This is a genomic window from Phytohalomonas tamaricis, assembly GCF_003012345.1.
Taxonomy (GTDB): domain Bacteria; phylum Pseudomonadota; class Gammaproteobacteria; order Pseudomonadales; family Halomonadaceae; genus Phytohalomonas; species Phytohalomonas tamaricis.
Map to the genome: position 1 here is coordinate 36,765 of NZ_PVRV01000024.1, position 19,395 is coordinate 56,159.

17 protein-coding genes and 1 tRNA gene are annotated in these 19,395 nt (G+C 53.0%); 9 read left to right on the plus strand and 9 right to left on the minus strand.

What is annotated here, in order from left to right; genetic code table 11:
• Positions 1-33: 33 nt before the first annotated feature.
• Genes C3Z11_RS13985 through C3Z11_RS13995 form a run of 3 tightly spaced genes read left to right on the plus strand, consistent with a single transcriptional unit; the run spans position 34 to position 3,270 of the window.
• Complete coding sequence (locus tag C3Z11_RS13985) at positions 34-1,386, plus strand: sensor histidine kinase (RefSeq protein ID WP_262927417.1); 1,353 nt, start codon at positions 34-36, stop codon at positions 1,384-1,386.
• Positions 1,383-2,528: an ABC transporter substrate-binding protein gene (locus C3Z11_RS13990; RefSeq protein WP_106478583.1), complete on the plus strand. Its 1,146-nt coding sequence runs from the start codon at positions 1,383-1,385 to the stop codon at positions 2,526-2,528. Before C3Z11_RS13985 ends, C3Z11_RS13990 begins: the two co-directional genes overlap by 4 nt.
• The gene (locus C3Z11_RS13995) at positions 2,515-3,270 is read left to right on the plus strand and encodes a TlyA family RNA methyltransferase (RefSeq protein WP_106478584.1); all 756 of its coding nucleotides are present in this window, start codon (positions 2,515-2,517) and stop codon (positions 3,268-3,270) included. The genes C3Z11_RS13990 and C3Z11_RS13995 overlap by 14 nt, the downstream gene beginning before the upstream one ends.
• A 33-nt stretch (positions 3,271-3,303) precedes the next feature.
• On the opposite strand, the gene mscK is transcribed toward C3Z11_RS13995, so the two are convergent.
• On the minus strand, positions 3,304-6,633 hold the full coding sequence (gene mscK / locus C3Z11_RS14000; RefSeq protein ID WP_106478585.1) for a mechanosensitive channel MscK: 3,330 nt from the start codon (positions 6,631-6,633) through the stop codon (positions 3,304-3,306).
• A gap of 257 nt (positions 6,634-6,890) precedes the next feature.
• Entirely contained in the window at positions 6,891-7,871 is a 981-nt protein-coding gene (locus C3Z11_RS14005) for a cation diffusion facilitator family transporter (RefSeq protein ID WP_106478586.1), read from the minus strand.
• 131 nt (positions 7,872-8,002) lie between these two features.
• Here C3Z11_RS14005 and C3Z11_RS14010 point away from each other — a divergent pair, with 131 nt between their 5' ends.
• From C3Z11_RS14010 to C3Z11_RS14025, 4 genes are read left to right on the plus strand one after another with little or no spacing between them, the layout of a single operon-like run.
• Entirely contained in the window at positions 8,003-9,199 is a 1,197-nt protein-coding gene (locus C3Z11_RS14010; RefSeq protein WP_262927418.1) for a phospholipase A, read from the plus strand.
• Between the two features lie 60 nt (positions 9,200-9,259).
• Positions 9,260-9,589: a DUF883 family protein gene (locus C3Z11_RS14015; RefSeq protein ID WP_106478587.1), complete on the plus strand. Its 330-nt coding sequence runs from the start codon at positions 9,260-9,262 to the stop codon at positions 9,587-9,589.
• Positions 9,589-9,996 (plus strand): phage holin family protein, encoded by a 408-nt coding sequence (locus tag C3Z11_RS14020; protein ID WP_106478588.1) that lies wholly within the window; start codon positions 9,589-9,591, stop codon positions 9,994-9,996. Before C3Z11_RS14015 ends, C3Z11_RS14020 begins: the two co-directional genes overlap by 1 nt.
• The gene (locus tag C3Z11_RS14025; protein ID WP_106478589.1) at positions 9,983-10,267 is read left to right on the plus strand and encodes a YqjK-like family protein; all 285 of its coding nucleotides are present in this window, start codon (positions 9,983-9,985) and stop codon (positions 10,265-10,267) included. Before C3Z11_RS14020 ends, C3Z11_RS14025 begins: the two co-directional genes overlap by 14 nt.
• Positions 10,268-10,313: 46 nt before the next feature.
• Here the strand turns inward: C3Z11_RS14025 and C3Z11_RS14030 are convergent, their stop codons facing one another.
• Together C3Z11_RS14030 and gnd are read right to left on the minus strand one after the other, a co-directional pair.
• Positions 10,314-11,492 (minus strand): BaiN/RdsA family NAD(P)/FAD-dependent oxidoreductase, encoded by a 1,179-nt coding sequence (locus C3Z11_RS14030; protein ID WP_106478590.1) that lies wholly within the window; start codon positions 11,490-11,492, stop codon positions 10,314-10,316.
• 168 nt (positions 11,493-11,660) lie between these two features.
• A complete protein-coding gene (gene gnd, locus C3Z11_RS14035; RefSeq protein WP_106478591.1) occupies positions 11,661-12,647 on the minus strand; it encodes a phosphogluconate dehydrogenase (NAD(+)-dependent, decarboxylating) in 987 nt (328 codons plus the stop codon).
• 482 nt (positions 12,648-13,129) lie between these two features.
• On the opposite strand from gnd, the gene C3Z11_RS14040 reads away from it, so the two are divergent.
• Positions 13,130-14,413 carry an acyltransferase family protein gene (locus C3Z11_RS14040; RefSeq protein ID WP_158701050.1) on the plus strand — a complete coding sequence of 428 codons (1,284 nt, stop codon included), beginning with the start codon at positions 13,130-13,132 and terminating at the stop codon, positions 14,411-14,413.
• Positions 14,414-14,504: 91 nt separating this feature from the next.
• Positions 14,505-14,849 carry a hypothetical protein gene (locus C3Z11_RS14045; RefSeq protein WP_158701051.1) on the plus strand — a complete coding sequence of 115 codons (345 nt, stop codon included), beginning with the start codon at positions 14,505-14,507 and terminating at the stop codon, positions 14,847-14,849.
• Positions 14,850-14,993: 144 nt separating this feature from the next.
• On the opposite strand, the gene C3Z11_RS14050 is transcribed toward C3Z11_RS14045, so the two are convergent.
• The 5 genes from C3Z11_RS14050 to queF all read right to left on the minus strand — a co-directional run bounded on the left by C3Z11_RS14050 (position 14,994) and on the right by queF (position 19,389).
• Positions 14,994-16,634, minus strand: coding sequence for a methyl-accepting chemotaxis protein (locus tag C3Z11_RS14050; RefSeq protein ID WP_106478594.1), 1,641 nt, complete (start codon positions 16,632-16,634; stop codon positions 14,994-14,996).
• A gap of 122 nt (positions 16,635-16,756) precedes the next feature.
• A complete protein-coding gene (locus C3Z11_RS14055) occupies positions 16,757-17,539 on the minus strand; it encodes a phage portal protein (protein WP_262927419.1) in 783 nt (260 codons plus the stop codon).
• Between the two features lie 198 nt (positions 17,540-17,737).
• Positions 17,738-17,825: transfer RNA gene (locus C3Z11_RS14060), tRNA-Ser, on the minus strand.
• Between the two features lie 107 nt (positions 17,826-17,932).
• On the minus strand, positions 17,933-18,490 hold the full coding sequence (locus C3Z11_RS14065) for an NAD(P)H nitroreductase (RefSeq protein WP_106478596.1): 558 nt from the start codon (positions 18,488-18,490) through the stop codon (positions 17,933-17,935).
• Positions 18,491-18,555: 65 nt separating this feature from the next.
• A complete protein-coding gene (gene queF, locus C3Z11_RS14070) occupies positions 18,556-19,389 on the minus strand; it encodes an NADPH-dependent 7-cyano-7-deazaguanine reductase QueF (RefSeq protein WP_106478597.1) in 834 nt (277 codons plus the stop codon).
• Positions 19,390-19,395 lie beyond the last annotated feature (6 nt).

A 19,395-nucleotide genomic window follows, 5' to 3' on the forward strand; every position in this document is an offset into this window, starting at 1 on the left:
AACGTCACGACAAGCCTCCATCGACGCCTACTTGTGTGGTTGTTGATACCCTCCATCATCCTTGGCACCGTGTTGCTTTTCCAAGCCTATGCCAGCGCTCGCGATGGTGCCAATCGCGCCTATGACAGGTTGCTCGACGCCTCCTCACGCGTGCTTGCCGAACAGGTCAAATGGCAGCAAGGCCACCTGTGGTTCGATGTACCTGCCTCAGCGCTCGACATGCTCGCGCCCAACGAGGAGCGCGTGTTTTACACGCTGGTGGATAATCAGGGACGCTTCGTCAGCGGCAATGTCGAACTGCCAGCCCTTCCTCGTCGTTCTCTACCTGACACGCATTCCTACGAATTCGCTGCCGCGACCATTGAATTTGAAGGGATGCCGCTGCGTCTGGGGGTAAGACGTGCCCGTCTTTCCGACTGGGATCGCAACGATCATTTCGAGATCCGTGTCGCCCATACCATGGAGTCGCGTCAGCAACTCACACGCGCCCTGATTGAAGGCAGCATGCTACGTTTTGCAGGTATTTCTTTGATTGCCATCGCAGCCGCCTTCGCTGCTATTCGCGCTGCACTACTTCCCCTCAGGCGACTGCGTCACGCGATCAAGGCACGCTCAGCGCATGATCTTTCTCCCCTAGCGTTGCCTGTGCCTCATGAAGTGCGTGAACTGGTTAACGCCTTAAATGAGCTACTTGCCCGCCAGCGTCAGGCGCGGGCCCATCAGCAGCGCTTTATCGGTGATGCATCACATCAGCTCAGAACGCCGCTAGCCGGTCTTTCAGCGCGTGCCGAGTTGGCCTTGCGCAGCCAGGACCCCACACATTGGCGCGAGGCATTAACAGCCATGCTGGCCACTTCAAACCGTGCCGCACGTCTGGCGAGTCAGCTCCTTTCTCTGACGCGCCTGCAAGCCAATGAAACACCAGCGGAAAAGCGCCCCGTCAGGATCGATCTATTGGCGCGTAATGCCCTAAACACTACGTTGGCTCACCAACGCCATCGCACCATGGATTTCGGGCTTGAATTGCCCGAGTCACCGGTAATCGTCATGGCAATGGACTGGCAGCTTGAAGAAGCACTGGCCAATCTGATCGACAACGCCACACGCTACGGTGCGCAACGTATCACGCTGGGTGTCACCGCCATGCCGCCGGCCCTATGGGTAGAAGATGATGGCCTGGGGATCGCTTTAGACAAGCGCCGCGAAGTGTTGCGCCCTTTCTACCGCGGACAGGAGGATGGCCAAGGCTCAGGCCTGGGATTGTCCATTGTTGCCAGCATCGTCGAAGCACATGGCGCAACACTTCACCTACTATCTGGCGCTGATGGAAAAGGATTACGCGCCATTATTGAATTCTCATCTACTGACGCCGAGCATATCTTATGAATACTATTTGCGGCGTGGCGCTATGGATTGGCCTGACGCTCTCTTTTAACGCCCAGGCTGAAGACGTGCATTTTCCCGCCTCAGTTGAGCCGGCAAGACATCTGATCATCGAAGGTGCGCTTGAATCTGAAGTCTTTACTCCCGTACTTGCGGCCTTTCATGCGACTCATCCAGATATCGAGCTGACCTATCGCAATCTGGATACGCGCACACTCTTTGCCCAATATCGTGATCAACCTCAGCGGCCCACAGCAGATTTAGTCATGTCATCGGCCATGCCATGGCAATATCGTCTTGCCAATAACGCTAATGGGGACACCTTGGGTAACGCTATCGACCCACAATGGCCAACCTGGGCACGCTGGCGCAACGAACTGGTGGGTTTAAGCTTTGAGCCGGTGGTCATTGTCTATCGCCGTGAACTTATCGAGCAGATCGGAGCACCGCGCAGTCATGCCGAACTGGTGGACGTACTCATGACGCAACGTGATGTGCTGAAGCACCGCGTGGTGACCTACGATCCTAGGCGTAGCGACACGGGATTTACGTATGCCGTTGAGGATGCCCGGCTTTCACCGCAATATTGGACACTCGTCAGCGCCCTTGGCGAGGTGCAGGCCAGCCTGACTGATAGTACAGCGGCAATGCTTGAGGGGCTCGAAAGCGGCCGCTACCTCATTGGGTATAACCTTATCGGCTCGTACGCCTACGCCGCTGCGGCCAGAAACCCCGAACTTATCGTTCGGATACCCAGCGATTATGCGCTGGTTAATCAGCGTCTGGCCCTGATCCCGCACAATGCCACCCATCCGGACACCGCACGACTGTTTCTTGATTTCTACACCCACCCTGCCGGACAACGCGTCGTCGCTGAACGCACATCGCTCGGTGCGCTCTCACCGGCCCTTTCCGGCAAAGGCACAGCCGCATCGTTACGTGCGCAACACGGTGATGCATTACGCCCTATTCAGCTCGGCCCAGGCCTGCTGGCATTAGTCGACCCGCTAAAGAGAGAAAGCGTCATGACCCGCTGGCAACGTGAATTCGAACGCGCTCAACCAGTAAAATCACCGCCAGGCACCGCACCGGAGCCACTTAACCTTCCTGCCCACTCAACCGGAGAACACCATGACACGCGCTGATCAGCTTCTCGTCGTGCTAGGCCTCGTCCGCTCACGTACACGTGCCCAGCGCCTGATCAAGCATGGCCGGGTGATGCTGCTCGGTGCCCAGGGGGCCCGGCGCCTCGACAAGCCCAGTGAAAAGCTGCCGGATGACAGTCACTTCACGATCGAAGAAGATGCTGAGGAACGCTACGTCTCGCGCGCTGGGCTCAAACTTGAAGCGCTACTTGAATCGGGCGGTATTACCCTGAGTGGCATGACCGTGATCGATATTGGCCAGTCGACGGGCGGCTTTACTGACTGCGCCCTGCGCTTTGGAGCAGCTAAGGTGATAGGCATTGAGGTGGGCCGCGGACAACTCGACTCAGAATTGCGACAAGATGACCGTGTGGTCTGCCTTGAGGGAATTAATGCGCGCTCATTACCCCACGAAGCGCTAGCCGAGCTTGCACCGCAGGGTTTCGATGCAGCAGTGATCGATGTGTCATTTATTTCCCAAACCCTGATTTTGCCTGAACTGGCTGCCCTGCTGCCTCAAGGTGCGCATATGCTCTCGCTGGTCAAACCCCAGTTTGAACTCTCGCCTGAACTTATCGGCGCGGGCGGCCTGGTGCGCCATCCCAGCGCCTATGCTGATGTGGAAAAACGGCTGCATGAATGCTGCGCTGCGGTCGGCTTTGACATTCGTCTCTGGCGCGATAGCCCCATCACCGGCACAGATGGCAACCGTGAATTCCTGCTGCACGCCATGCGTAGCTAGCCTGGAACAACCGGCGCTCAATGCGCCGGCACATCACGCTCCGTTCATGCCCAGTTGATCGGCAGCCTTGGTATCGATCTTACGAGCATCGCCATTGCTGTTGTGTAGCCATACATCCATCTGCTGGAAGGCGACACGTATGCCCTGCTCACGGAACAGCGTATCAACACGACGATTGATCTCATCGGTCACCGGCAAGCGATCGCCCAGATCGTTGACGTAAACGCGCAATTCAAAATCGAATGCATTGATGCCATAACTCATGCAAAACACCTGCGGCTCCGGATCCTTGAGCACGCGGCCATGTTCATCGGCAATCTGATGCAGTAGCCGATGTGCGACATCAAGATCAGTTCCATGAGCAACGCCGAACTTGAGTACCACGCGCGTGATGTTATCGCTCAATGACCAGTTGATCAGCCGGTCCGTCACGAACGTCTTGTTAGGAATAATGATCTCCTTGCGGTCGAAATCGGTCACCGTCGTTGCACGAATGCGGATACGACTCACCGTGCCATGCAGATCATTCAACGTGATGGTATCGCCAATACGGATTGGTCGTTCAAACAGGATGATCAAACCAGAAATGAAGTTGGCGAATATCTCTTGCAGGCCAAAACCAAGCCCTACCGACAGTGCGGCCACCAGCCACTGCAACCTGTCCCAGGAAACGCCGAGCGTACCCAGGGCCACCACAACACCACTGCCTACAATGACATAGGAAAGCAGGGAGGATATCGCGTAGGCGCTACCCTGCTTGAGGTTCATTCGAGAGAGCACCATGACCTCAAGGAGTCCCGGCAGGTTGCGCGCCATGACGGTCATCAAGCCCACCGAGATGAGCGCGGTCAATACATTGGCCAGGGAGATATTCGTCATGGTGGCGTTTTCGCCCTCGCCGCGTCTCACTTCCCAGACATTAATGGTGTCGAGATAAGAGAGCACGGTGAGCAAATCAGCCCACACCAGATACAGGACCAGCGTAAAAATTAGAAACAGGATCAACTTGGACAGGCGCAAGGACTGCTGATTGACTTGCTCCATATCAAGCGGGGGCTCCTCGACCACTTCAAGACCGCCCTCGGCTCCCTCCTGTACCTGGGCACGGCGGCGCGCGACGGCACGGCGGTAGGCCAGACGCCGCGCGGCTACGGCCAACCCGCGTACCACACTGGCCTCAACCAACAGCCACAGGGCGAGAATGTAAAGCGTAGTGATGAAGCGGCCACACAACTTCAACGCCGTATATTCATAGCCAAAAACCACCAGCCCGGCCAAAACCAGAGGTACGCCGGAGAGCAAAGCGCCCAGCACCATGCGAAACATCTTGACGCCAAAATAAGGCACATGCGCAAAGATCAAACGCGCCATCACCACACTCATCGAAATGAGTCCGGCCAGCAGGATCAACAACCCGATCGGCTGATCGGCTAGCCGATTCTGCGACTGATCAGCGAGCGTGGATATGGTAATGATCGGAATCAGCGAGATGCCCAGCCAGAACAGCAGCCGGCGCAGGCGAGCAACGTAGGCTGTGGGCCAATGAAAATGGCGGGCGGCGACACCGTCAGGTACCAGCAATCTTCTCATTAACGCGAATATGCCCCAGACAAGCGCCAGGCGCAGCACCACCTCACCTAACGATACGGCAAAGTTTTCCCCACCCAGCCTCAGCACGCCACCAACGCCTAGTAACAACAGCGGGCCGGTAGATGCCAATACCAGGTTGAGCAAAATGGCGCGTGGCGTGTGCAACTGGGTATCACGCTTCAATCGGCCAATTTCATTATGTAACTTGAGCAAATGCGCTTTGATACGGCGGCGATAATAGGCAATCCCCAACGCCATAAACAGGATCGGCAACATCCATAATGCCTGTACGGAGGGCCGCTGGACCAATGATGTTAACGCATCGCGCCACTCCTCATCGGCCACTTCAGCCGCTAGCGCCTGCGGCAGGTTCTTGAGCCATGACCAGCCCAGTGGCTGACCATTGGCAATCCAGAACAGTTGCTCTTCAATCGTTGAACGTACCGTATCGCTGATACTATAAAGCTGCTGCTGGTTTAGCTGGAGATCAATGGCACGCCCGAGTAAATTGCCATATTCACGATCTAGCTGATCAATCAGATCACGCCGCGACTGATACAGCTGCGTAAGCGTTGTCTTGAGTTCAGGCGTAATTTCAATGTTGGCTTTGGCTATTTGCTCATTAACATAGCGCTCAACGTTCGTCAGCGCTTCACGTGCCTGGGCAAGATCGAATTGCTTAAGGCGCAGGTCGCCTATCTCTTCCTTTAGCCCCTGCTGCATATCCACATCAGGCAGTGACTGACGCTGTTGACGCAGGATCTTAGCGAGCAGCAGGCTCCCCTGCAGTGCCTCGATCTGCTCGTTGAGCGTGCGTTCAACCTGCCGTACGCGATCGAGTTGTGTGCGAACTTCAATACCTTTACGGATTAGCGTGTTCACACGATCAGTAGTCGTGAGCAGGTCCTGGCTCAACGCCCGGTTGTGTGCCCGCGCCTGCTCGATTAGGGGGCTATTTTGCTGGGCGTTGCTATCATTTTTGATCGCATCGGCAATAGCCTGTTCAGACTTATCGCGCCGCCTCTGATTGATGACCGTCTGCAAGACAAGCAGCACACTCTCGTTTTCTTCAACCTGGCGGGTCAGAAGCTCACGGCGCGTCTGAGCAAGATCACGCAGCTCGGTATTATTGGCCAACTCACGACGATTCTGCTCGATTCTGGTTTCAAGCAGTGCCTGCTGAGCACGTAAGCGATCACGCTCAGCATCGCTAAGGGCACCCGTATCATCGTTGGTCGCACCATTAAGCCGACTCTGAATCTGCAGAATCTGTGTAAGCGCGTCCTGAATAGAAGCCTGAGCCCGCTCAGGTAACGTCTGCGCATTGATCAACTGCCGGTTGGTCTCGGCCAGTGCATCCTGCTGCTTTTTGAGCAGGTCAAGCGTAGCCGCCATCCGCTCCTCAAGCGTATCAAGCGACATCTGATCCAAGGCATCGGTGGACAACGTATCGTGTTCATCGAGCTGCCTTAGCTCACGCTCATAGCGTTGACGTAAATTGGGCGCTTCCTGGGCCTGGCGCTCAAAGGCCTGCAGATCAGCCTGCGCTTCATTGTATTGCTGAAGCAGCTCAAGTGTAGCGTTCAGCGTTTCAATGGTTGAGCGAGTATCTGCATCGGGAGATTGAATCGATTGCAGCTGATCGAGACGCTGCTTGACATCAGCCGCGCTGGGGAGATCATCAGCCGCCCACACTTGGCTACTGCCAAATACGCCACTCATACATACAAGCAGTACCAGCACCCACCAAAGAGGCCGGACCCATTGCCACATTGCAACAGCGCACGCGGAGCCTGCTACGTCTGGATAGGCAGCAGTGCGTTCCCTCCCCCTACCGTTATGCATTATCGGAACATTGTCTTCGTATACTCGATTCAACCCGGGAGATTGATCGCCTGCGAGTGCCTTCAACCAGCTTTTACGCATCACTACCGCCATTCGTTAGATGCCAGCACACGACTGCCTGGGCATCGGCCACCCATCAACCTCATCACGACATTGTGCATCGGGACGTTCACTGGCGCGCATTGTCATGAGTGGAGGGGCTTCTGACAATCCCCCCCGGTAAGACAATTATCACCTTCGAGCTGCAACGTGGCATGTTCGATGCCGAAACGCTCCTTAAGCACGTTGTAAACACGTCCCATCAGCGCGTCACGATCGGTACCTCTGCGCACGACCAGATGCATGCTGACCAGCGGCTCTTGTGCAGTGAGCCCCCAGACATGAATGTCATGCAGGCTGTCTACGCCTTCAAGGGGCTCAAGCGCCGCACGAATATCATTGATGCCGATGCCCTCTGGCGTACCTTCAAGCAACAGGTGTGTTGAACGCCGCAGAATTTTCCAGGCCGCACGCAGAATCAGCACTGCCGCCAGCATCGACAGGATTGGATCGGCTATGTTCCAGCCCGTCACCATGATAATCAGTGATGCGGTAATCGCGGCAATCGAGCCTAGCAAGTCACCCATGACATGAAGCGCGGCACCACGCATGTTGATATTGCCCCGGTCGCCGTGATGCAGAATCCAGAAGGCCGCGATATTCACCAGCAGCCCCAGCACAGCGATCCATAACATGGGCCCGGCCAGCACATCGACAGGCATGAAAAAACGCTTGATTGCTGAGCCTACTATCCATAAAGCAATACAGAACAGTGCCAAACCATTGACGAAAGCCGCCAGCACCTGAAAGCGTTGATAGCCATAGGTACGTCGCCTGTCCGGAGTGCGCCGTCCCACGCGAAATGCCGCCAACGCCAAGGCCAACGCCGCCGTATCGCTGAACATATGCCCCGCATCGGCCAATAATGCCAACGAACCTGATATCACTCCTCCGACTATCTCTGCCAGCATAAATCCGCCAGTCAGCATCATGACCCAGCGCACACGCCGTTCACTGTCTGCTCCGCTGGGGATGTGACTATGGTCATGGTCATGGTCATGGTCATGGTCATGGTCATGGTCATGGTCATGGTCATGAGTATTAGGTGCCGATCCCTGTTTCGTCATGATAGGTACCCTCATCTCTTAATTGCATTTCAGCTTAAGACTGCAGCTTTTTGTGTTGCCTTAATCGACATTATCAGTACAAATCGCCATTATAAGTCATCGCAATATGCTGCTCTGTCAGGACACTTATTATGGCTTTCACTATGCCGCCTCGTGCTGCACTCCCCCTGCTTATTACTGCTTCATGGCTACCTTTCGCTGCACAGGGCGCAGAAGAGATCCAGATCAGTAAGTTACAGCCCGCCTTTGAATCGCTGATGGGCATTAACGATGTCCATGACGTTCATGTCTGGGAGCTTTCGCCGCAGCAAAAGCTAGTTAGCGCCCATCTCGTTGTAGACCCCACAGTTGATCGTGATGCATTACTCGTACGTGCCCACCGTATGCTCCAGGAACGTTTTGGCGTAGCACACGCCACCCTTCAGCTTGAAGGAACGGATGAGCACGCAGCACAGCAGCAAATAGCAAGCACGGAAGAAGTAGACGCCTCACCCGAAACGGCGGCTGCCCGCCAAGCTGAGCAAGAGCAGTCGACACGCAGGTATTATGAACAGATGGCTGAAGAAAACCCCATGGCCATCTCGGTTTATAGACGCAACTACATCATGCCCTGGACATATAACGCGCGGCCTGATCAGGAAACTTTTCGTGATATCGACGACGATGGTGAGGTCGATAAAATGGAAATCAAATTCCAGCTCAGCCTGAAAGTCGGTCTTCTCAATGACGTCTTCAGCAGCAATGGCGATCTGTTCTTCGCCTATACCCAGCGTTCATGGTGGCAAGCTTACAATTCGGACTCATCCTCACCGTTTCGTGAAACCAATTACGAACCTGAAGTGTTCATGAGCTTCGATAATGACATGACGCTTTTTGGCTGGACCAACACGCTCAATCGAGTTGGTTTCGTTCATCAGTCTAACGGTCGCTCTGATCCCTTGTCCCGTAGCTGGAACCGTGTGTATCTAGACACGCTATTTCAAAATGGCCCTTGGAGCGTGAGCGTCGCGCCGTTTTGGCGAATTCCCGAATCAGAAAGTAACGACGACAATCCTGACATCGAGAATTATGTCGGTTACGGGGATATCACGGTTGGCTTTGCCAGAAATGAACAGGAAGTCACGTTATTGACTCGTGGTAACCCGGGCAAGGGCAACTACGGTAATCAACTCGATTATTCTTTCCCTCTCTTTGGTAAGGTAAGAGGCTTCGTTCAATATTACGAAGGCTACGGCGAAAGCCTGATCGATTATGATCACTATAACCGTCGCATCGGTTTAGGGTTTAGCTTGAATGCATTTTCAGCTGGCTTGCCTCAGGCCCGTTGAAGCGACAAGCGGGACTGCTTATGATGAAATTGCTCTTAAATGTCAATGGAGGACTGTTACATGGCTATGTACCCTACCGATAAAAATGATCGCGACGTAAGCAAGGAGCAGTTGCGCGAAGATCTTCGTCAGCTCTCTCAAACCGTTGAAGAATTGATGAATGCCAGCGCTGAAGATAATAGCGAACGCATGTCAAAGCTGCGTAAGCAAGCGGAAGTACGTCTTCAGGCAACACGTGCCCGCTTGGCAGAAAAAAGCGATTATCTGCGTTCGCAAACCCGTGATATCACGGATTGCTGCGACAACTATGTCCATGAGAACCCGTGGCGCAGTGTCGGTATCGGTACGGCAGTGGGCGTCTTTGTTGGGTTGTTGCTGGGACGTCGCTAATGACCGAGCGTAACGGCCCCGCTGAGAATGTCTTCAGCGCTGCCCGACGCTTGTTAGGCACTCTGCTCGCCACAGGTGAGACGCGCTTGCGTCTCGCTGTTATCGAGCTTGAAGAGGAACGCGCCCGCGCCTTTGCACTTCTGCTTATGGCGGGAATCGCGATGCTCTTGATTGCCTTTGGCATCGGCATGCTGATGTTACTGATCATCGTCACGTTCTGGGAAGATCATCGCCTTCTCGCCATTGGCATTTCAGCACTCGTTCTGATGCTTCTAGGCATCATCATGGCGATGAGGGTACGCGCGTTGGCCAGTCAGCCTACTCTGCTGCGCTCAACACTGAGCCGTTTGGCAGAAGACCGTGACAGTGTTGAGCATAACGTGGAGCGATATAATGAATCTTCGTGAGCTTCAGGAAAATCGAAGGCGCCTAGAATACAAGATATTTCAGCAACGCCTCGATATGGCCGTTGCAGTACGTGATTGGCACGAAGCCACTGCTCCCATCGATAACGGCTGGGCCGTGTTGATGCGCTATAAAAAACCCATCATGTTAGTTGCCAGCACGGTACTCGTGGGTGGGGTCCGCCGTCCTAAACGTTCATTTAAATTGCTGCGCCGCGGTGTGCTGGCCTTTACGGTAGGCAATAGAATCAGAAAACTGTTGCATAAGGTTTAAAAGCAGATCACACCGCTCGCTCTTGTTGCCACGTAGCCTGGGTACATCACAAGGCTTGTCCGCACGCGACACCTGATGCCCAGGCCCACTGAAAGTTATAACCTCCCAGTTCACCGGTAACATCCAGCACCTCCCCAATGAAATGCAGCGCTGGCTTTTCATTCACGGCAAACGTCTTTGACGAAATCGCTTGGGTATTTACGCCACCCATCGTTACCTCTGCCGTGCGCCACCCCTCAGTCCCTGCAGGCTTGATTGTAAAACGGTTTAATTTCTCTTCCAGCTCTTCCAAGGCACTATTTGAACATTGTGCCAGCGTGCCCTCAATTTCGAACCATTGACAAACTGCCTGCGTAAGCCGTTTGGGAATATAGTCATTCAACCAGGAGGATAACTGCCGCTTGGGGGTATTATTGCGCTCAAAAGCCAGCCTCTCGGCAATGCGCACCCCAGGCAACCAATCGATCGTAATACTATCTCCGGGCAGCCAATAGCTTGAGATTTGCAGCATCGCAGGGCCTGACAGGCCACGATGGGTGATCAATAGCGGCTCACGATAGAACCCATTACGACACGCCACCGTTACGGGCACCGAGATTCCAGCTAACGGAGACAGACGCTCTTTCCATTCCGATGTAAGCGTAAAGGGCACCAAGGCCGCTCGCGTCGGCAGTATATCCAGCCCGAACTGCCGCGCAACATCATAGCCAAAACCGCTGGCTCCCAAGGTAGGAATTGACAATCCACCCGTGGCAATGACGACCTTTACGGCACTGATTCGTCCAATCGAGGTATCAAGCATCATGCCGTCGCAATCATCCTCAATGGCATTAATTGACGTGCCCAGACGCAGCTCAACCCCGGCCCACTCGCACTCAGTGAGCAACATTTGAACAATAGATTTACTGGAATCGGCACAGAACAGCTGCCCCGGTGCTTTTTCTACATGTTCGATACCATGGCGCTCAACCATATCGACGAAATCATGGGGGCTATAACGCTTCAGTGCCGAGATACAAAAGTGAGGATTATTTGAAAAGAAATTGCCAGGCTTCGTATCTAGATTGGTAAAATTGCACCGCCCGCCGCCTGACATCAGAATTTTTTTACCCGCTTTATTGGCATGGTCGAGCACCAGCACACGCTTCCCGCGATAGCCCGCCGTTAGCGCACACATCATTCCTGCCGCCCCTGCCCCGATGATGACAGCATCATATCTTGTCATGTTGCTAACTCCGAAGAACCTGGTATCACAAACGCACTCCAACACATTCTTCAGTTCAAGAAGCAGGCTGATCAATAAGTCTGTTAGCCATTAACCTTACTAGTAACCGAACATAAAAAGACCGCGCTCTATCAAAAGCGCGGCCTTTTTCAATGCTTATATGTTTGACTATTTCTTATCAAACGGCGCCTCGACGTGGCCGCCAAATTGCTTACGCATCGCAGACAGTAATTTTTCACCATAGGTGTTGTCAGAGCGTGAGCGAAAACGTGCAAACAACGATGCCGCCAGTACATCAGCAGGTACAGCTTCTTCGATAGCCGCCTCAATAGTCCAGCGGCCCTCTCCAGAATCACTCACCTTGCCTGAGTACTCGGCCAGCGAATCATCCTCAGCCAAGGCGATAGCCGTCAGATCAAGCAACCATGAGGAAATCACACTGCCACGACGCCACAGCTCAGCAATATCAGCAAGTTCTAAATCGTAACGCTGATTATCGGGAAGCTCAGGCTTGTTGCGGTTTTTCAGAATATCGAAGCCTTCGGCATATGCCTGCATCATGCCGTATTCGATACCATTGTGGACCATCTTGACGAAGTGGCCCGCGCCATTAGGACCGCAGTAGAGATACCCCTGCTCAACGCGAGGATCACGCGTTTCTCGCAATGGGGTACGAGAGATATCGCCCGCCCCAGGTGCTAGCGTAGCGAAAATTGGGTCTAGTCGCTCAGCCACATCTTTTTCACCGCCAATCATCAGGCAGTAGCCGCGCTCACGCCCCCACACTCCACCGGAAACGCCAACATCAATATAATGGATCGATTTTTCGGCAAGCATCTCGGCACGCCGTACATCGTCTTTGAAATTGGCGTTACCCCCATCAATGAGCGTGTCATCGGCGGCGAGCATGCCTTGCAATTCAGCAATAGTATTTTCGGTAATGTCGCCGGCAGGCAACATCAACCAGATGGCCCGAGGCCGAGGTAACTTAGCAACAAGGTCATCGAGGGACGAACTGGCTTCAGCGCCGTCCTTCTTTAGGGTTTCAATAGCTTCAGGGTTGGCATCGTATACGACACATTCATGCCCGGCGTCCATAAGGCGACGAGCAATGTTTCCGCCCATGCGGCCCAGACCGATAATTCCAAGTTTCACTGGCGCACTCCTTGACGTTGATAGGGCAGCAGCCTTGCTGTGGATGAGAATCACTTATTCCAACAAGTCTATCAAAGAAGCACCCATCTCGCCTGTTAGAGCCAATCAAATCTAGTGGCTGTGCGCGATAGATAGCCAGAGCGGAACATTCACGTTGAGCATGGCCTTTCGCTTTTAGTTTGTTCTTATTTCTTTTCTCATTTTCATATCTGCTTCCGCCCTTAGCTCAGTCGCTGCTGTGATGAACTTGAAGATCGTTGGCTGTAGCAACAACGACACCGGATCAGCACAGAAACTAGCCTCAATATTCATTGATAGTATTAAACATTATTTTTCTCAGATAACTTAAAATACACACTAACATACTTTCATTCACAAATCTGAATTACTCAGCACAGCTATACATCATTCGTCACCCACAATAACGAACTAAACGATGACTTAAAAAAGCGAATGGCTGAGAAAAGCAAGAGGGTAGCATCGTGGTCAGAGAAAAGTTCGTTGCACTAGATTGGCTCCGCTTCGGTCTTGCCATCTACCTTGTGCTGTTTCACACCATTAGAGAATATTCTGAAATAAGCGATATTCCTGCTCTGTATAGCGCACTGAGCCTTGGCTTTTTTTCTACGAGTACATTTTTTGTTCTTTCGGGCTTTCTGCTGGCACACGTTTATATCGGTCGCAACACCAAGGCACGCTTTGATACTAAATCCTTCTTTATAAAACGTTTTGCTTCGCTGTATCCCCTTCACCTACTGGCATTAGCAATCGCTATTCCATTGATGATGACAACGTCAGCTAACATGGGAGAGATACATGTCACGCCCAACACCAATAGCTGGTTATTAGATAGACCTGACATTGATGCACGTGCTTTAAGCCCGACTGGTTTCATTACCAACCTAAGCCTGCATTTCACCATGTTGCATGCCTGGAACCCGATCTACACCACGTTCAACTCACCAACATGGTCATTGTCAGCACTGTTTTTCTTTTATCTGACCTTTCCTTTCTTTGCGCCACGTATATCTAAAACACGCCGCCCACTCATTCTGCTAACGGTTCTCTGCATCATTTATTCGATCCCCGCCTGGATCATGTTTATCGCGGACATCCAAAGCGTTGTCGCCCACGGCCTTCTGCACCGCAATCCCCTACTACGCCTACCAGAGTTTCTGGCGGGTATCATGCTTTACGTAAGCTATGTCAAATACAACCATTGGCTACGCCATAAAATGACGAGCACACATATTGGCGCCATGCTGATGTTTATCGTGGCATCCTTCGCTGCTACCGCTTACTTGCACAGTGAAGTAGGTGAACAGTGGTATTATCTGGTCCATAACGGACTGCTACTTCCCGCTCAGTTGATGCTCGTGCTGCTCTGTGCCTGCTACCAACCCTCAGCGCACACATCAACGGCACTGTTAGCATCTCGTCTGGGGTGCGCTTCTCTATCGGTCTTTGCTCTTCATGTCCCTTTAAACATCATCGCTTCCAAAGCCGAAAAAGTGGTGTTAGCCCTCTATTCGATTATCGAAAATGGTGGATCACTGTCGTCATTCATCACAGTCGCTATGCAACAGCAACGCGAGCTTGAGCTTTATCCTGTTTACCTGTTCGCCACCATCATTATTTGCGTGGTGTTCCAAGAGCAGTTGGTGAACAGAATAAGACAAGCGCTTCAGAATAGGCTGCTTCCCGCACAGGCTCGCCTGAAGCGTGCTTCACCAAACTCATCCTATCGAAGAGCACAGCCCGAGTAATTACCACCAATTCCATCTAAGACATTTGAAACAGCTATGACTATGGTTATTAGTAGTGAGGCACTAATAACGTATGGAAGAGGCTATAGACATGTTGCGATACATCGTTTTGGGACTAGCGGGCATGGTGGGCTCTGTCATGTCTACCGCTGCCTTGGCCCAAGCGGGGTTTAGTACTGAACCAGTACAGCTAGGGCACTATCTGCTCGCTAAAGGCCAGGAAGGTATGGGAACGAATGCTCTCGATGATGAGGCGATCGACATGACACCCGATCCAATTAATCAGCACCAGGACCAACGCCTCGGCAATGATGAACAGCCTGATTCACCATCCGAAATGGTAAACGATAAACACGGTAGTGAAACAACACGAGAACCTACCAAATGGCGAGAAGACTCTAACTCCAGATCATATCTTGGTGACGATGATGAGTAATGCTGGAGAGGATCTAAGAAGAAGTGAGCCAACAAACGTACATAAAAAAGAAGAGCAAATGCTCTTCTTTTTCGTTTAGTCATAACAGATCTTAGGAGGCACTCTGAAAGCATTCATACTCATCAGTGCCAACTTACACCTAGTCTATGCTCCGATAAGTGCCTTAGATTGACTCAGCACGAAGTGGCCCTTATCGCCAAAGTCTGCCTGCGCTACGTCGTGAACATCTCTGGCCTCGTTTATCTGAAAAACAGATATTAGAGATTTCATCTCGTCCGCTTGATTACCGAGCAATACCGCTGCCGCCGTTGACTCTTCAACCATTGCAGCGTTCTGCTGTGTCACTGAATCCATTTGAGATACCGCCAAGTTGACCTGCTCGATACCTGAAATCTGTTCACGAGTCGCAGCAGATATTTCCTTCATCATGGCGGCCAACTGATGGATCGCCGCCTCGGTCTCACCGATGGTTTTGCCACTTCGCTCAGCCTGTCGTGAGCCTGCCTCGATTTTTTCGCGCATATCTTCAAGCAATGAGCGGATCTCACTTGCTGAGGTAGCGCTACGGCTCGCCAATGCTCTTACCTCACCCGCTACGACAGCGAATCCTTTACCTTTTTCGCCGGCTCTCGCTGCCTCAACCGATGCGTTCAGCGCAAGGATATTGGTCTGAAAGGCGATAGCATCGATTGCCTCGATGATTCCATTCACTGTTTTCGAGCTAGCTGCGATCTGGTGCATCAGAGCGATGTTCTGCTGAACATCCTTGCCACTACTCTGAGCACTCTGCGAGGCGGCAACAGCCAACTCACTGGCCTTTACCGTGGTTGCAGTATTCTGTGAGGCGGTAGCTGTCATCTCTTCCATACTGGCAGCCGTTTCCTGCAGCGCTGCTGCCTGCTGCTCCGTACGCGTAGAAAGCTCCTGGCTTCCGGATTTAACCTCATGAGCACTGCTATGAACGGTATTACTGGAGTGTCTTAACGAGACAACCAGAGTAGCCAACGAGCGACTCATCTCGGCCATTGCCTTGAGCAGTTGTCCCGTTTCGTCCTTGCTCTTCACAGTAATGTTCTGTCTAAGGTCACCTTCGGCAACACGCTGCGTAACATCCAGAGCATGGCGCAAGGGCACGGTAATACTACGCGTGATGGTATAAGCCAGCGCTATAGCTAAAATAAGCGCTATGATGGCCACGCCTAATAGGACTGACGCTGCCAAATGGTACTGGTTAGCAATCACATGACTGGCATCTTCCATGCGCCTTGCAGCGGTTTCATTAATTTTTTCAGCCAGTGACTCAAGCTGATAGACTTGGTCCTTATATTGGCTGAAGGCCGTATTAGCTTGGCCTGCACTCGTCAGCTCCCCGCTGATGATGCGCTGATAGATGGCTCGGTAACCCACTGCATAGGCTTCCAGCGCCTCAGTGGCTTCACGATAATATCCCCGTAACTCTTCAGCGTCGGTGAGTTGCATGCCTTTTGCAAAGGCATCAGCTAATCCCTGTTTAGTGTTTTCCCATTTATCATGATAGGAATGCACCTCATCCAAATTTTCAATATTGATGAAGGTGTCTTTCTCATAACGCCGCTCTTCCAAAGCGAGCCGTTTGATGTTTAGAGCATTCTGCGCTAAGGCGGCGTCACGCTGCAGGGCTAGGTCTGCTGTTCTTTTAACAGAGTTCAGTCCGTAGAATCCCGCCCCGACGCAAACGGCGAGGAGTACAGACATAATCGAGAAGGCAATACCTAGCCTGAGGCCGATGCGGAAACGGGACAACATTGCTGAAATCCTTGCTGATAGGAATGAGAGTGCAATATCGACCGTCTCTATTATTTCTTTCTATTGCTTAAGAAAATATCAAGTAGTCCTAACCGGACCTTAGGCTGCGTTGGACGCGTCTTTTATTGGGATGCACCCTGCCCACCCAACTCATACGGCCTAAACCGAATCACCTCCTCCCCAACGATATCGTTGATCTCAAGGAAAGTGGCCTGCAACGGCTCTAGCTCATTCATTACGAACACGCGCGCCGCTTTCTCAACATCACCAAACCCACCGGTATTCTGCGGAATGATGCCCATCAACTGCGGCGGGATCCGGTGACCGGCGAGCTGATCGTCACGTGTCGCGTTCTTAATGCTCATGAACTCATCCTTCGCGGCGACCTCGCTGATCGGAATGATCTGGATGCCATCCTTGCTACCGTTCGGTGAGTACATGAACAGGTTCTTGAAGTTGCCGACGCCCTTCGACTCCTTCAGTGCCGCACGCATCGCATCGATGTCTTCCTGATTCTGGGCCGGATCGCTGACGTACATGATGAAGCCGGCATGAGAGCCATTGAGGTAATAGCGCCGACGAAACAACGTCGCGGATTCGTTCAGCCATACCGACTGCAGCGCGCCGAGATAATCCGGTACCCCGTAGATCTCCTGGTCAACATCAGGCTGCAGTAAATGGATCAGCCGGTTGCGCGGGAGCTCGCTGCGATCGGACCAGTTCGGCACCCAAAAGTACCGATCAAGATCCGCACCGCGCCGCACGTACTTGGCCCGCGCCGGTCGAAGGTCGAGCAGCTTGCCCAGCCGGCCGCGAATCTGTTCGAGGTAGCAGTATGTAAGCGCACGCAGGAACTGAACATGATTGAGTTCATGCTGTGGATGGTCCTCGCCTCTCTGAAGCAATGACACTGGATTGGGAGGATGTGGTCGATCTGGAACGAGGAATCATCAAATACCAGCGGCGGCAATTCCGACACGCCTATCGCGTAACAAAGACACGCCGATCGACGCGAGAGAAGACCCTGCCCGCTCCGGCACGCGAGGCCTTGAAACGACAAAGGGGAAACAGCGATAAGTTGCTGTTTCCCCTTCGAAATTCTGTGGCGGAGAGGGAGGGATTCGAACCCTCGAAGCCTTGCGACTTACACACTTTCCAGGCGTGCTCCTTCGACCACTCGGACACCTCTCCGTACTGCGCGCCCTATCGGGCTTAGCCCGACAGAACGGCGCACATCCTAGCGCGGCAACGCATTGATTGCAAGCGAGTTATGCCAGAGCCACTATTAAGCCGCTGGATCACTGCCATCGCTCAACAAAATCTTCCGGTTCACGCACTGGCAAACGCTTGGGCCTGCCTGCCGGCTGGCCGAGGTAAATGAACCCGACCAGTTCGTCGTTATCACCCACGCCCAGCCCTTCACGTACAACGCCATGCCCAGAAAACTTGCCGGTACGCCACATTGCCCCGAGCCCCTGCAACTGGGCCGCATAAAGCATGGCGTGAGCTGCGCAGCCTGCCGAGATGATCTGTTCAATGCGCGGTACTTTATGATGCTCCTGCACGCGGGCAATGACGGCGATAATCACTGGCGCACGCAATGCCTTCTTGCGCGCCTTGTCGAGAGCCTGTTCATCTACCTCAGGATCATCAGTCTGCACCGCACGAGCAAAAAGCTCACCGAGACGCTCACGCCCTGCACCTGCAATTTCGATGAAATGCCACGGCGTCAGTTGATCGTGATCGGGGGCACGTAGCGCAGCACGGTAGATCGCATCGAGCTGAGACGCGTCAGGTGCCTGATCCGTCAACTTACCCATCGAGCTGCGTTCATGCAGCAGCGTCATAGCATCCATAGCATCACTCCTTGATGGCCTGGTAGGTTTATAGTGGGTCGTGAGCTTGCCGCACAAGGCATCATCTACTGCCGCGCTAGTCGCATCGCGGCCGGAGGGCTTTCTCCCTTGGTTGCCCGCCAAGGGTTGATATCCAGCCCGCCGCGTCGAACGTAGCGCGCCATGACCAACAATTGTTCAGGCTGCGCTTCTCGCATCAGATCCATGAAAATGTGTTCAACACAGTGCTCATGAAAGTCCTGATGCTGGCGATAGGAAATCACATAAGCCAATAATCCAGCACGATCCAGTTTTGGCCCGCGGTAACGAATCAGCACACTGCCCCAATCCGGTTGCCCTGTCACAGGACAGTTGGATTTCAGCAGATGGGAGTGGAGCGTTTCTTCGACGATTTCCGTACCAGCCACAATCAATCGAGGCGATGGTGAGTAAGTATCGATCTCGATATCAATGTCATCTATACATTCCCCTGGCATTGGCGCTGACGCTAATGCGGTGTCATCCACGCCGAACAGTTCGGCGCTCACCTTGGCACCAGCCGCATGAGATAAATCATGCACAAGACGCTCTCTCACAGCCTGCTCGTCATCAAAATGCGTCTGATTGAAGCTATTGAGATAAAGCTTCCATGATTTTGATTCGATCAAGCGCGGCGAGCTGGCCGGAAGACGAAAGCGAGCAATTGCCACTATCGGCTTCCCTTTTGCATTCAGCCATGACAGTTCGAAGGCCTGCCATTCATCTTCACCAATGAAAGGCAGATCATTTTCGATAATCCCGAGCGGCTCACGATTGATGGCACGCTCGATAGGAAAAAGCAGCGTCGGATCATAACGATCGGGATAAGCCGACACTTGGCCTAGTGGCGCATTATGTAAAGGATTCTGTATCTGAGTCATAGTCAA